11 protein-coding genes are annotated in these 12937 nt (G+C 60.4%); 3 read left to right on the top strand and 8 right to left on the bottom strand.

The annotated features are described in order from the left end of the window. Positions 1 to 5: 5 nt before the first annotated feature. The 8 genes from lldD to QM647_RS17555 all read right to left on the bottom strand — a co-directional run bounded on the left by lldD (position 6) and on the right by QM647_RS17555 (position 8019). Positions 6 to 1136 (bottom strand): FMN-dependent L-lactate dehydrogenase LldD, encoded by a 1131-nt coding sequence (gene lldD, locus QM647_RS17590; protein ID WP_414996856.1) that lies wholly within the window; start codon positions 1134 to 1136, stop codon positions 6 to 8. Continuing rightward, positions 1133 to 1768 (bottom strand): kinase, encoded by a 636-nt coding sequence (locus QM647_RS17585; RefSeq protein WP_414996855.1) that lies wholly within the window; start codon positions 1766 to 1768, stop codon positions 1133 to 1135. Before QM647_RS17585 ends, lldD begins: the two co-directional genes overlap by 4 nt. A gap of 139 nt (positions 1769 to 1907) precedes the next feature. Then, entirely contained in the window at positions 1908 to 2879 is a 972-nt protein-coding gene (locus tag QM647_RS17580; RefSeq protein ID WP_414996854.1) for a 2-hydroxyacid dehydrogenase, read from the bottom strand. A gap of 135 nt (positions 2880 to 3014) precedes the next feature. Continuing rightward, positions 3015 to 3785: an enoyl-CoA hydratase/isomerase family protein gene (locus QM647_RS17575; RefSeq protein ID WP_414996853.1), complete on the bottom strand. Its 771-nt coding sequence runs from the start codon at positions 3783 to 3785 to the stop codon at positions 3015 to 3017. Between the two features lie 5 nt (positions 3786 to 3790). After that, a complete protein-coding gene (locus QM647_RS17570; RefSeq protein ID WP_414996852.1) occupies positions 3791 to 4882 on the bottom strand; it encodes a carbohydrate ABC transporter substrate-binding protein in 1092 nt (363 codons plus the stop codon). After that, positions 4875 to 6068, bottom strand: a complete 1194-nt coding sequence (locus tag QM647_RS17565) for a CaiB/BaiF CoA transferase family protein (protein ID WP_414996851.1) — start codon at positions 6066 to 6068, stop codon at positions 4875 to 4877. The genes QM647_RS17570 and QM647_RS17565 overlap by 8 nt, the downstream gene beginning before the upstream one ends. Before the next feature lie 27 nt (positions 6069 to 6095). Beyond that, positions 6096 to 6842, bottom strand: coding sequence for an SDR family NAD(P)-dependent oxidoreductase (locus tag QM647_RS17560; RefSeq protein WP_414996850.1), 747 nt, complete (start codon positions 6840 to 6842; stop codon positions 6096 to 6098). Position 6843: 1 nt separating this feature from the next. Beyond that, entirely contained in the window at positions 6844 to 8019 is a 1176-nt protein-coding gene (locus QM647_RS17555; RefSeq protein ID WP_414996849.1) for an aldose 1-epimerase family protein, read from the bottom strand. Between the two features lie 297 nt (positions 8020 to 8316). On the opposite strand from QM647_RS17555, the gene QM647_RS17550 reads away from it, so the two are divergent. The 3 genes from QM647_RS17550 (at position 8317) to QM647_RS17540 (ending at position 12906) form a co-directional block, all read left to right on the top strand. Then, positions 8317 to 9339, top strand: coding sequence for a LacI family DNA-binding transcriptional regulator (locus QM647_RS17550; protein WP_414996848.1), 1023 nt, complete (start codon positions 8317 to 8319; stop codon positions 9337 to 9339). Then, the gene (locus QM647_RS17545; RefSeq protein WP_414996847.1) at positions 9336 to 9686 is read left to right on the top strand and encodes an L-rhamnose mutarotase; all 351 of its coding nucleotides are present in this window, start codon (positions 9336 to 9338) and stop codon (positions 9684 to 9686) included. Before QM647_RS17550 ends, QM647_RS17545 begins: the two co-directional genes overlap by 4 nt. 73 nt (positions 9687 to 9759) lie before the next feature. Further along, positions 9760 to 12906, top strand: a complete 3147-nt coding sequence (locus QM647_RS17540) for a family 78 glycoside hydrolase catalytic domain (protein WP_414996846.1) — start codon at positions 9760 to 9762, stop codon at positions 12904 to 12906. Positions 12907 to 12937: the final 31 nt, after the last annotated feature.

Genomic DNA, 12937 nt, shown 5'->3' with positions numbered 1-12937 from the left:
CGAACCTATGCCAGCAGATTGCGGTTGATCTCGGCAATGGTCTTGACCCCGGTCAGGGCCATGGCCGTGCGCATTTCCTTTTCGATCAGACCCAGCAGATTGGCCACGCCTGCTTCGCCGTGGGTGGCCAGGGCATAGATATAGGCGCGGCCAAGCAGCACCCCCTTGGCGCCCAGGGCCAGCATCCGCACCACGTCCAGCCCTGTGCGAATACCGGAATCGGCCAGGATGGTCAGGTCGTTCCCTACCGCCTCGGCGATCGCCGGCAGGGCCTTGCAGGTCGAGAGCGCTCCATCGAGCTGGCGGCCGCCATGGTTCGAGACCACGATGCCATCAGCGCCGAACCTCACCGCGTCCTTCGCATCTTCCGGATCGAGAATACCCTTGATGATCATCGGCCCCTTCCAGAAATCCCTGATCCACTCCAGGTCCTTCCACGAAATGCTCGGATCGAAATTGGCGCCCAGCCAGCCGATATAGTCTTCCAGACCGGTCGCCTTACCGAGATATTTCGACACATTGCCGAGATCGTGCGGCCGGCCATTGACGCCGACATCCCATGCCCAACCCGGCTTCATCATGGCCTGGACGATGCGGCGAACCGGGCCGAAATCACCGCTCATGCCAGAATGCCTGTCGCGGTAGCGCGCCCCCGGCACCGGCATATCGACGGTAAAGACCAGTTTGGTGACACCGAGCGCTTGTGCCCGTTCGAGCGCATGCTTCATAAAGCCACGATCCTTCAGCACATAAAGCTGGAACCAGATATCATGACCGGACTTCTCAACAATTTCCTCAAGAGGGCACAAGGAAACCGTTGAAATAATGTAGGGAATGCGCGCTTTCTTCGCGGCGCGCGCCACCTGCACCTCGCCGCGGCGGGCATACATGCCGCCCAACCCCACCGGCGCCAGCGCCACCGGCATGGCCATCTTTTCTCCGAACAGCTCGGTTTCCAGCGACAGGTCGGCGACATTGCGCAGTATCCGCTGGCGCAGAGCCAGGGACGACAGGTCACTGACATTGTTGCGCAGGGTCATTTCGGCATAGGAGCCGCCGTCGAGATAGTCGAACAGGAAGCGCGGCAGCTTGCGTTTGGCGGCTTCGCGATAATCGGTGGCGGCGGAAATGATCATAGCAGGGTCCTGTTGGCATCCAACCGCAGCACGAGGTCGGCGCGCTGCGGCATCTCGCTGAGGATATAGCGTGTAAGGCGCTCATAGTGTTGGATAAACTGCGCGATTTGCGCATCCGACATCACTTTTGTGCCTGCCTGGCCGGTCTTTTCCAACATGCGGGACAAATCGTGCTCCTGCTGCGTCCGCCAGGCCCCCACGACCTCGAATCCGGGCGCCGCCAGCAACACCAGTCGGTCGATTCGCGCAAACAATTGCCGGTAAGGGCCGGCCAGTTGCGCATTGACATAACGCCGCCAGACACCTTGCGGATCACGCTCGCGTTCCAGTTCGTTTGCCGGCGCGGCGAGGTCAGATTCGGTCTGCGGTCGCGCGCCGACACACCAGCCCTCAAGGAGGATGATATCCGGAGCGGTCACTTCCGGCCATTCGCTCACCGGCTTCGGCGCGTCTGTCGCCTTGTCGAAGCGCGGCAAATGAACCGGCTGGCCGGTCTTCAGGGCGTCGATCACACACTCGCCCAGGGCCACATCGTGCGTGCCGGGCACACCGCGCGTAACGAACAACGGCGAGATATCGACCGGCCGCTGATCGGGCGCCAGGTAGAGGTCATCCAGCGACAGAAGCGCCACGGTGATCCCCTGCGCTTCCAGGCGCCCAGCCAGCCCGTGAGCCAGGGTGGATTTGCCCGACCCTTGTGCGCCACAGAGGCCCAAAACAAGCGGTTTTTCAGCTTCTTGCCGCCATGTCCTGACTTTAGATTCTACCTGATCAAGCGACCCGGTCACGCACGGACTCCCCCGCGAAGAAGAGATCGACATTGGCAGCCGCCCGCATACCCATGGCTTCGCGCGTCTCGACCGTGGCGCTGCCGAGATGCGGGAGAAGAACCGCGTTCGACAGGTCCAGCAAGGCCGGATGCACCACCGGCTCAGCTTCATAGACATCCAGCCCTGCCGCCCAGATGGTGCGTGCTTTCAGCGCCTCGGCCAGGTCGGCTTCATTGACCACCGAGCCCCGTGCCGTATTTATCAGGATCGATGTCGGTTTCATCAGTTTCAGCAGACGGGCATCGACCATGTGCTTCGTCTCTGCGCCGCCGGGCGTATGCAAAGAGAGCACATCGGCTTCCGCGGCCAGTTGATCGAGCGAAGCCACATAACGCGCCTTAAGCGGCCCTTCGACATCCGCGCCGGCCTGGCGACGGCTGTAATAGGCGATATTCATGCCAAGCGCGCTGGCGGCCTTTTGCGCGGTCGCCTGGGCAATACGCCCGAAACCGACCAGTCCGAGCGTCTTGCCTTCCAGCGATTGCCCCATCAGGGCCGTGGTGCCCCAGCCCTTCCATTGACCGGCCCGCAACTGGCGCTCACCTTCAGAAGCGCGGCGCGAGGCCATCAGCATCAGCATTATGGCGATATCGGCGGTGGCGTCGGTCAGTACGTCAGGCGTGTTGGAAACGGTGATCCCGGCGGCTTTGGCGGCGGCAACATCGATATTTTCATAGCCGGCGCCATAGTGACCGATCATCTTCACCCGCGCATTCGGCACACCGAAAACAGCCGCGTCCATCGGGTCCCCCAGGGAGGAACACAGGCAATCATAGTCCAGCATCGCCTGCTGCAATTCGGCATGGGTCAGGGGCTTACCCGTCTCATTGACCGTCGCGTCGTAATGCGCCTGCATATAGGCTTGCGCGCCGGCGGGCCACGGACGGGTGATCAGGATCTTGGGACGGGTCATCGATTTCTCACAAATTTTTAGCATCTCCAAAGATGCAAATCATTGCATCTTTGGCAAGGGCGACTGCCCGCCGCGCACGTTTGCGCGCTCTTGAGCAAAAAAGCTAATAGCAGATTGCGCTTACGCAATCTGCTATTAGCGCCGCTTGAAAAGCGGCGCACGTTTTTCCTTGAAGGCGGCGCGGCCTTCCAGCGCATCTTCGGTGGCGAAGCAGATGGTTTGCAAATCGCGTTCGTATTCCACGGCCTTTTCATAAGGCATGGTGTGGGCGGCGCGCAGGTTCAGCTTGCCGGTTTCTGCCGCGATCGGCGCGCGGCTGGCGATGGTTTCAGCGATCGCGCGGGCACGAGCCATCAGATCGGTGGGTTCGCACACCTCGCTGACCAGGCCCCATTGCTCGGCCTTTTGCGCGGATATGGCATCACCGGTCAGGATCATCAGTGAGGCATTGGAGGCCCCGATAGAATGGACCAGCCCCGCCGCCATACCGCCGCCGCCAATCCAGCCGAGCTTGATCTCCGGCGCAGCGAACTGGGCGTTCGATGAGGCGATGCGGATATCGCAGCTCATAGCCGTTTCTAATCCACCACCGAAGGCATAGCCATTGACCGCCGCAATGGTCGGCTTGAGGCACAGGCGGATGGCGTCGCAGTAGTCGCCGCGATTACGGAATTCCCACGGCGTGGCGTAGTCGTCGAGCGTGCGGATATCCGAGCCAGCACAGAAAGCGCGTTCACCGGCGCCGGTGACGATCACGCAGCGGATAGTATTGGATGTATTGCATTCGGCCACGGCGGCTTCCAGTGAATAGGCCATTTCCGGCGTCATCGAGTTGAGCTTGGCCGGGCGATTGATGGTGATGACGGCGACATGGCCATCCACTTCAAACAGGAGGTCTTCAGTCATGAGGGTCAGCGTTCCGATCCCGGAATCCGCGTTCCGGCATAGAGGGTTTGCAGTTGAATCAATAGTTGACCATGCGGCAGCCGGGCATAAAGCGTGTCGCGGATGGCTTGCGACGCCGCGGTCTGAAAAGCGATGGCGCGGTTATGACGCGGCCGGACATAGGCGGCTTCCAGCGTATCTGCGGTATTGCGATAGAAGTTACCCCAGCGGTCATTGACGCCCTCGTCGCTCCAGGCAGCGCGCAGCGACGGCTGGCCATCATGCGCCGGAATGAAGCCGATCTGCGCCGGCGGCGACATCAGCCAGCGCAGATGATCGAGCAGTTCAGGCGTAAGATTACACCGCTTCGATATGCCGATACCCGTGCCGCCCAGGGTCGAGCCGATTCCGCCGGCGCTGCGCGGTGCATTGGCGAAGGTGAGGTCATTGGCATAGTTCACATAGCCATAGATCAGCGGACATAAAGCTACATCGTCATGATCGACCATATGCTGGAGAATGCCGATCGGGTTCTTATCCCGCACACTGGGTGGCGACTTATCCGTCAGGCGCTGCATGATATCGAGCGCGGTCAGCCCGACGGCTTCACTGACAAACAGGTCCGGGTCTTTCACCGCCGGGCGCTCACCGAGCGCCGCGCAGATTGACTGAAAACTCAGCGCCGCGTGCGGTCCGGCCAGTGACAGCGCTACAGGCCCATCGAAAGCTAGCACCTCATCCCATGTCTGCGGGATATTGTGGCCACTTTTACACGCCATCACTTGCGTGGCGGCATCGAGCGGCAAGGCCCAGTGCCGACCAGCAAACTGGTAGCTTTTCAGCGACAGACCGATGCAGTCGCGTGTCCAACCGTCGATCTCTTCCGGCGTGAAGATATCCTCCAGCGGCCGCAGGCAATCGCCGGCCACCGCCTCGCCGACATGCGGGTGATCCAGCACCACCAGGTCGTACTGTTCGCATAGTTCGGCGATGGGGTGCGTCTCAAACCCCTCCAGCGAATGCTTATCCCATGACAGGCCAAGCGCGGGATTGGCCTTTGCCGCCGCATCCAACGCATTGAAGCCACGCGGATGATCCCAGGTCAGGCCCTTATACATCGGCCTGTTTCACCGCACCGCTGGCCAACAGAGCATCGATCTCAGCTTCGGACTTACCAGCCGCCGCCAGGATTTCGCGCGTATGTTCACCGACGCGCGGGGCGCCTCGATCAACGGTTGACGGTGTCTTGGAAAACTTGATCGGGAAGCCCGGTGTTTTCACACGGCCTTCCGTCGGATGATCATATTCAACGAAAGTGCCATTGTGCTTGATCTGCGGATCGTTGACGACCTGTTCATAGCCATAAACCGGTCCGCACCAGATATCGACCGGTCGGAACAGATCGAGCCATTCCTGAGTCGTCTTTTCCTCCAGTTTAATGCGCGTCATGGCATAGATTTCATCGCGGTAGGTCCACGAATCCGTCTGGTCCTCCAGATCAGCAAAGAAGGGCTCACCGATCAGTTCGCCCAGCTTTTTCAGATTGGCCATGGCGATGGTGATGTAGCTGTCCTTCGTCTTGAAGACACCGTAAGGCGCACGGATATAGCTATGGGCGTGCGGCTCCACCGTACGGGTCTGCGGCTTTTTGCCGACCGTGAAGACCGACAGCTCCTGCATCTGGATGGTGGTGATGGCGTCCAACATATTGACCTCTACCTTCTGCCCCTCACCCGTGCGTTCACGGTGGAACAGCGCCGCCAGAGCCCCCTCGAAAGCCGTGTACGCTGTAATAGCATCGACGAGGTACTGGCCCGCCGGCGAGGGCGGCGTGTCCTTCGATCCGGCCGACATCATGGCGCCCGACATGGATTGCAGCAGCAGGTCCTGACCGGGATAGTTCTTGTAAGGCCCCTCCTCGCCGTAGCCCGACATCGACACATAGACGAGCTTCGGATTGATGGCCGACAGGGTCTCATAATCGACGCCGAGACGCGCCGCCACACCAGGCCGATAGTTCTGCAGGAAGACATCCGCCGACTTGACCAGATCGAGCAGCAGAGCCTTACCTTCCGGCGATTTGAGATCGACGGCCAGCGAACGCTTGTTGCGGTTCAGCGACAGGAAAGAGACATTGATCTCATTGCCCCAGGCGCCACCGGCCGGGGCATGGCGCTGCCATTCGCCGGTGGTCGGCTCCACCTTGATGACGTCCGCACCCATATCGCCCATGCGCTGCGCTGCGAACGGCCCCGCCATGGCGATGGAGCAATCGAGAACGCGAATGCCGCTTAAGATACCCATGTGAAATCAAGTCCTTATAAGTCTGTTTTAATCCATCACCCAACCGCCATTGACGTTCAGCGTCTGGCCGGTGATGAAACCTGTGTCTTCGGAAGCGAGAAAAGCGATAGCATTGGCGATATCGCCGACATGGCCGCGGCGCTTGACCGCCTGCTGGGCCAGAACATGGCGGTTATAGCCTTCCGGATCGGGATTGATCGCCTCGGCATCGGTCGGGAAAGCGCCCGGCGAGATGGCATTGACCGTCACGCCATAGGGGCCGAACTCCCGCGCCCAGGCGTGGGTCAGGCCGATCAGGGCCCCCTTTGAGGCCACGTAAGGGTATATATTCGGCCAGCCGCCGGACAGGGTGATCGAGGCGATATTGATAATGCGGCCGAAGCCCTTGGCCTTCATGCCGGGCAAGGCTTCCTGCACAGCGACAATACCGGCATCAACATTGACGCACTGGACCTTCTGGTGGTCCTCGATCGTAAATGCCTCAAAAGATTTAGACGGATAGATGGCCGCGTTGTTGATGACCACATCATAACCGCCCGTCTCTTCCCGGCGGGCACGGATATCGGCGCGGAAGCCTTCGAGATCGGACATGTCAGAGCGTGTTACCAGCAGGCAGCCGGTGGAAATGTCGGCTGCCGCCGATGTCAACGCCGCGATCTTGGTGTCATCATGATCGACCGCCACGACGGTGGCGCCACGCGCCAGAAAGTTCAGCGTGGTCTGAAGTCCCAGGCCACCGGCCGCGCCCGTGTAGAGGATTGTGCGTCCCTGCATATCAGCGCCCCTCGATTGGCGGGAAATGACCGGATGGCGCGGGATAGTCTGCCGCCGGCTGAAGGCTAACCGCTTCGATCCGGCTGACAGCATCGGCCACGGCGCCAGCGTCCGGCAGGATGCGGAAGACGCTGTCGTAACGACGCTCATCGCCATGTTCGAGCCAGATCAGTTCGCCACGCTCTTTCGCAAAGGGCTTGCCGAAAACATGGTTGGAGGCCGGCTCAATTCCCAGGGCATAATGGCCAGCCTGGAGGTTTTGCCACTCATACATGGCCGGGAACTGCGCCTTCAGCACCTCTACTTCGAAGCCGAAACCAATGTTTTCATTGATCAAAGCGACATTGACCTTGCCCGCCGCATCGGCCTGCATATCGTGCTGCCAGACCTGCTCGTGGAAGTTCAGTTTCGGCTCCGACAGCGTACGATAACCAACCCCCTGCTTCTGGTAATCTTCCGCATGAGCCGCCCAGACCACATCGCGGATTGGCGCCACATAGCGCGAGCCCTCGGCCAGGACCGGATGCCCCACATTGATATGGTAACAGTACATGTGCGGCGTGCGATAGAAACCGTGATTAACCACGCGGTCATGCAGATGGATGTCGTTGGAACCGACCTTCACTTCGATACGACGGATCAGATGCAGATCCTCACCAAAGACGGTGGACTGCTGAACCACACCCTCCGCCCACAATATGCAATCCTCGCCCTCCCAGCGTTCGCCATAGCCAGTCAGTCGCGCCGGAATGGTGCCAATGCGGCCATGCAGGGACGACTTCACTGTCTGGCGCGGCCCATAGACGTACTGACTGGCATCATCGTCATCCATGAACAGGATATGATCGAGACCGCAGGTCACCATCAGGCCAGAGAAGGAGCGGAACCAACCCAGGCCACCCTCGCTTTCATATTCATGCAATCCCGGATGACGAAAACCGGAGGGTGAATGCCAGCCCACGGCGCGACCATTGTGCTCGCAATCGGCGATATCCATGGCCCGATCGACCAGAACCGTGAAGCGAAGCCCCGTACCCGTGCGAAACTCCAGCATCCGCACACCACGCTCCACACCATCCCCCAGCGTCATCAGGCGCACGCCGGCGAATTGTGACAACTGCCCGGTATGCGCCGACAGTTCACGGCGCGTGTAGGTTCGTTTGAAAAGCTCCGCCATCGGCCAGATCGCATCCCTGTACACATTTATTTTTTGATGCGCTCCAGTCATATACCGATCAAGAGTGATGTCAATACATCATCATACATCATATGTGTAATTTCTTTTTCGCCATCGCTATAAATTGGAAATTTAAAATAAAATCAGTATATTGATTCTGAGAGCCCGCGTACGACACCGCTCGCACCTGTATGCATGTCATGAAATTTGCTTGACTCACCCCGGCATATTCGATGTATTTTGATGCCAAAGACAGCCCCTCGCGCCAGGCGGCTGAATTCAGGGAGAAGCGCACCCATGGCCGTGAACCGCGCCACTCTGATCGATATCGCCAGACAGTCTGGCGTTTCCACCGCTACCGTCGACCGCGTGCTCAACAAGCGCCCCGGCGTACGCGAACGCACGCGAGAGATTGTTTTCCAGACCGCCTCACGCCTGGGCTATATCGCCTTGCCGGGAGAGGCCACAATCAGCCGTGCACCGGTGGCACTGGATTTCATCCTGCCCAATGGCACCAATAGCTTCATCCGTAACCTGTCGAAATCTCTGGAAGAGATCAGCGCCGACCGCGGCGATATTGAGTTACGCCTGCACCTGACTGAGGGCTTCGATCCCTACGCCCTGGCCGATGCCCTGCTGAAGCTTTCAGGTCAGTCAAGGGCGGTTGGCGTGATCGCCCTGGATCACCCTGTCGTACGCGAAGCCCTGCGGCAGTTGCGCAATTCCGGCACGCTCGTCTTTACCCTGATTTCCGACATCTCGAATGTGCCGCGTGAAAGCTATATCGGCATCGACAATCGCGCCGCCGGCCGCCTGAGCGGCTATCTGCTCGGCCGTCTGTTGCCGAAGGCGCCGGCCAAGCTGGCCCTGTTCGCCGGCTCCTTGTCTTATCGCGGCCATGAAGAACGCGAGATGGGCTTTCGCCATATCCTGCGCGAGTCCTACCCCAATCTCTCTGTCGTCGAACTGCGCGAGGTGCACGACGATGACGAAGCCGCCTATCGCGAAGCCCGCACCCTGCTCCAGCAATATCCGGACCTGGCCGGTATCTACAATATCGGCGCCGGTAATCGCGGCATTGCCAGGGCGCTGGAAGACTCCGGCCGCGACCAGAAGATCGTCTTTATCGGACACGAACTGACCGACCATACCCGCAAGTTCCTGCTGGATGGCGTGATGGACGCGGTGATCGACCAGAACCCCTATGTCGAGGCGCGCGAGGCGATCGACCAGCTGGCCCGCACCCTGCGCGGCGAGACCGTGAAATCCTATCTGCCGATCCGCGTCCAGGCGATCTTCAAGGAGAATATTCCGGAATGACCGATACAATCCGGAAGGTCTTTGCCGTCGATATCCATGCCGAGGGCATTGAAGCTTACAAGGCCTGGCACCGGGCCGGCGGGCCACCACAGGCCGTGACCGATGCCATCCGGGCCGACAATATTCGCGAACTGGAAATCTATCTGGTCGGCGACCGCATGGTATTGATCATGGAACAGGGACCGGACTTCGATCCGGCCGCCAAGGCGGCGCGGGATGACGCCAATCCCGATGTCCAGGCCTGGGATGCCTTGATGCGCACCTTCCAGAAGCCCCTGCCCTTCGGCCCGGAAGGCTCGACCTGGCTGGAAATGGCGCGAATCTACACATTGGCTGAGCAACCCTAAACACAGCCGGGCTTGCGCAGAGCCGTATTTTCTGCAAACATAATACATATTATAATAAATGAGGAAATGCCAGATGACGCTCTCTCGCCGCGGCCTGCTGTCCGCCGCCGCCCTGATGCCGGCCGCCACAAGCCTTCCTGCCCTGGCCGCAGGCAATAGTTTGCAGGTCATGGCGCTGAAGGCCAATGCGCTGACCGATCCGATGGGGCTGGACGATCAGGCCGTAAGACTGTCGTGGCAGCTTATTTCCACCGAGCGAAACACGATGCAGGCCTCGTACCGGGTCAAGGTCGCTTCCACAGCAGCCGCTTTGAAAGCGGGGCAATACGATCTGTGGGATTCCGGTGAGGTCTCATCCGATCAAAGCTTCGATATCGCCTACCATGGCCAGCGGCTGGAGTCCCGGGCACAGGCCTTCTGGCAGGTGACCGTTACGGACACTCACGGTCATCATGCCACCAGCCCGACCGCACACTGGGAAATGGCTCTGCTCGATCCGGCTGACTGGACCGCCCGCTGGATCGCCGCCGAAGACGCCGAACAACGCGCCGATCGTGAAACCGGTCTGATCTGGGTCAGCGGTGGCCGCGCGCCGGACAAGAGCCATCGCCTGTTCCGCCTGAAATTCACCCTGCTGCAAGCCACGGACACCACCGTCCTCACCATCGCCAACAACAATTACGACCTCTTTATCGACGGACAGACCATTACATTACCACCGACCGGCGAGCCCCGTTTCGGCAAGGCCGAGCTGGTGGAAACGCCGATAAACCTGGCGGCCGGCGATCACGTCGTCGCCCTGAAGGTGCGCGATCCGGATGGCTTTCTTGCCATGTACCAGCCGGAGATTGCCGCCGGCCTCATGATCCGTGCCGGTGAGCAGCGCATTTCCAGTGTTGGTACGAAAACCGCTTTGGGCGAGCCAGCAGGCTGGACCACAACGACCTTCAATGACGGCGGCTGGCAGACCGCAGTCAAAGCCGCCTATCAGATGGCGGCCTTCCCCGGAAAAGGCGCCTTCCTGCTGCGCAGGGACTTCGAAGCGAAAACCGTGGTTTCCGCCCGCCTCTATGCCAGTGCATTGGGTGGTTACGAGACCTGGATCAATGGCGCCCGTGTCGGCGACGCCCTGCTGACGCCCGAAAGCAGCGATTTCCGCGATCACGCCCTTTATCGCGTCTATGATGTGACGAAAATGATCCGAAACGGTGAGAACACTATCGGCGCTCTGGTCGGCGATGGCTGGTATGGCAGTTACAATGCGCCGGCCGGCCGTTTCGCCTATGGCCCGCCCCCTCTGCGCTATATCGCCCAGCTTGAAATGACCTACAGCGACGGCACCCAATCGCGCCTCATTACAGATGAAAACTGGTCGATTGCCCCTTCACCGATCACATCCAGCGAAATCTATAATGGCGAAACCTATGACGCCCGGCGAGAAATCCCCGGCTGGTCCGAGCCGGGCAACCCTACGGATTGGCAACCCGTCCATCTCGCCCCCATACCGCCCTGCGCACTCAAGGCGCAAAGCTCACCGCCGATCCGCCGGACGCAGATCCTGACCGCCAGATCCATCAAGAAGATGGACAACGGCAATTACGTCTTTGATTTCGGTCAGAACTTCGCCGGCTGGGCCCGGTTGAAGGTGGCGGGCAAAGCAGGCGATACCGTTACCCTGCGCTTTGCCGAAGTCCTGCTGGCCGATGGTCATGTCGATCAATCCAACCTGCGCGCCGCAAAGGCCACCGATACCTATATCCTCAAGGGAGACCCGAAAGGCGAGACCTTCGAGCCGCATTTCACCTATCATGGCTTCCGCTATGTCGAGGTGTCAGGCTATCCCGGCACACCCGGCGCCAGCGACATCACCGGCATCGTCATCCATTCCGACCTGGCGGAAACCGGCCATCTGCGCATTGGCAACCCCATCATCCAGCAACTGTGGCAGAATGCCCTGTGGAGCCAGCGCTCGAACTTTGTCGGCCTGCCGACCGATTGCCCGCAACGCGATGAGCGCCTCGGCTGGATGGGCGATGCCGGCGTCTTCTGGGATGCCGCCGCCTTCAACATGGACGTCACCACCTTTACACAGCGCTTCATGGGCGATGTGCGCGATACTCAAAGCCCGGAAGGCGCCTTCCCGGACTTCGCCCCCAATACCTGGGACGCGGCCTGGGGCACATACGGCGCCTCGCCCGGCTGGGCCGATGCCGGCATTATCCTGCCCTGGACCGTGTGGCAGCGTGCCGGCGACACCGCCATCATCGAGCAGAACTGGCCGGCGATGACCGCCTACCTGACCTTCCTGAAAACCAACAATCCGGACTTTATCTGGACCAACAAGCGCGGCCACGACTATGGCGACTGGCTCGCGCTGGACGCCAGGGAACCCGGCGATCCCACCACACCGAAGGATCTGGTGGCCACGGCGATGTGGAAACAGTCCGCCGACATGATGACGGAAATGGCCAGGGCCACCGGCCGCGATGCCGCCCCTTACGCCGAAACCGCCAGCGCCATCCGGACCGCCTTCATCAAGGCCTTTGTCCATCCCGATGGCAGTCTCGGCAATGGATCTCAGACCGGCTACATACTGGCGCTGAAATACGGTCTGGTGCCCGACGACCTGCGGGCCACCGCCGCCGCGCATCTGGTGGCCGATATAAAACGCCGCGGCATGCTGCTTTCGACCGGCTTCCTCGGCACGCCCTCAAGCCTCGATGTGCTGAGCGACGCCGGATATGACGATATCGTTTATAACCTGCTGCTGCGCACCACCTTCCCCAGTTGGGGCTATATGGTCGCCAAGGGCGCCACCACCATCTGGGAACGCTGGAATGCCGATACCGGCGACGTATCGATGAATTCCTTCAATCACTATGCGCTGGGTGCGGTGAACGGCTTCGTTTTCCGCCGAATCGCCGGGATTACGCCCGCGGCGCCAGGCTTCAGAACCTTCACCTTCGATCCGGTGCTCGATCCGCGCGTCAAGACCGGCGGCGGCGATTACGACAGCGTGCTCGGCCGCATCTCAACCGACTGGACGCAGACGCCTCAGGGCTTTACGCTGGATATTACCGTACCGGCCAATGCCCGCGCCATCCTGCACTTGCCCGGTACGCAGATCAGCGAAGGCGGCAAGCCGGTCAAAACCACTATCGAAGACGGAAAAAGCCGCCTGGAGATCGGTTCCGGCCGATACCGATTCTTGTCACGTTAACTTTTCAGCACAAAAACAGTCACATATCCGC

This window comes from Asticcacaulis sp. (assembly GCF_047605585.1).
Lineage (GTDB): Bacteria > Pseudomonadota > Alphaproteobacteria > Caulobacterales > Caulobacteraceae > Asticcacaulis.
This window is presented reverse-complemented; position numbering and strand designations above follow the sequence as displayed.

What these genes read in the sequence shown, in the direction of transcription:
- QM647_RS17580 (WP_414996854.1), bottom strand. Translation starts at nt 2,879, where the DNA reads ATGACCCGTCCCAAGATCCTGATCACCCGTCCGTGGCCCGCCGGCGCG.
- QM647_RS17570 (WP_414996852.1), bottom strand. Translation starts at nt 4,882, where the DNA reads ATGTATAAGGGCCTGACCTGGGATCATCCGCGTGGCTTCAATGCGTTG.
- QM647_RS17565 (WP_414996851.1), bottom strand. Translation starts at nt 6,068, where the DNA reads ATGGGTATCTTAAGCGGCATTCGCGTTCTCGATTGCTCCATCGCCATG.
- QM647_RS17575 (WP_414996853.1), bottom strand. Translation starts at nt 3,785, where the DNA reads ATGACTGAAGACCTCCTGTTTGAAGTGGATGGCCATGTCGCCGTCATC.
- QM647_RS17560 (WP_414996850.1), bottom strand. Translation starts at nt 6,842, where the DNA reads ATGCAGGGACGCACAATCCTCTACACGGGCGCGGCCGGTGGCCTGGGA.
- lldD (WP_414996856.1), bottom strand. Translation starts at nt 1,136, where the DNA reads ATGATCATTTCCGCCGCCACCGATTATCGCGAAGCCGCCAAACGCAAG.
- QM647_RS17545 (WP_414996847.1), top strand. Translation starts at nt 9,336, where the DNA reads ATGACCGATACAATCCGGAAGGTCTTTGCCGTCGATATCCATGCCGAG.
- QM647_RS17555 (WP_414996849.1), bottom strand. Translation starts at nt 8,019, where the DNA reads ATGGCGGAGCTTTTCAAACGAACCTACACGCGCCGTGAACTGTCGGCG.
- QM647_RS17540 (WP_414996846.1), top strand. Translation starts at nt 9,760, where the DNA reads ATGACGCTCTCTCGCCGCGGCCTGCTGTCCGCCGCCGCCCTGATGCCG.
- QM647_RS17550 (WP_414996848.1), top strand. Translation starts at nt 8,317, where the DNA reads ATGGCCGTGAACCGCGCCACTCTGATCGATATCGCCAGACAGTCTGGC.